Origin of the sequence: Galactobacter valiniphilus (assembly GCF_003575975.1) — a bacterium.
Classification (GTDB): Bacteria; Actinomycetota; Actinomycetes; order Actinomycetales; family Micrococcaceae; genus Galactobacter; species Galactobacter valiniphilus.
Genome location: NZ_QQXK01000082.1, coordinates 1 through 638 on the forward strand (window position 1 = coordinate 1; position 638 = coordinate 638).

A 638-nucleotide genomic window follows, 5' to 3' on the forward strand; every position below is an offset into this window, starting at 1 on the left:
ATCGTGGACACGGTGTCGGTTCGGTTATGCCGCTTCCGCGAGGGTAGCGGACGTGGTCTCCGCGTAGGCGGTCTCGTAGTTGTTCGGGGTGATCTGGCCGATCGCGGAGTGGCGCCTGCGGGTGTTGTAGCGGTTCGCCCATCGGAACACGGCCCGGTAGGCGGTGGCCTGGTCCGGGAACGCCGCCTGCCCTTCGAGGAGCTCCCGCTTGAGTGTGGCGTTGAAGCTCTCCGCGAGTGAGTTGTCGGCGCTCGTGCCCACCGCACCCATGGACTGGACGATGTTGAGCTGCTCGCAGAGGGCTGCGTAGGCCTTCGAGGCGTAGACGCTGCCGTGGTCGCTGTGGAAGATCGCGCCGGCCAGCGTCCCGCGGTCACGGGCCGCAGCGCGCAGGGCGTCTTCGACGAGCCCTACGCGCATGTGGTCGGCGACCTGCCAACCCGCGAGCTTCCGTGACCCGAGGTCGATGCAGGTCGCGAGATACAGGTTCGACCCGTCCGCGATCGGGAGGTAGGTGATATCGCCCACGTATCGGCGGTTCGGCTCACCAATGGAGAAGTCCCGCTCGATCAGGTCGGGGAAGCGGCGTCCGGACTGGTCCGGGATCGTGGTCCTCACCCGTCGACGCAGCCGGATCC

The 638-nt window shown here is 67.6% G+C and carries 1 protein-coding gene; it reads right to left on the minus strand.

The genetic code is table 11. The annotated features are described in order from the left end of the window. Positions 1-24: 24 nt before the first annotated feature. Positions 25-638: IS3 family transposase (locus tag DWB68_RS15815; RefSeq protein WP_233548891.1), on the minus strand; the 614-nt coding region annotated here is incomplete at its 5' end.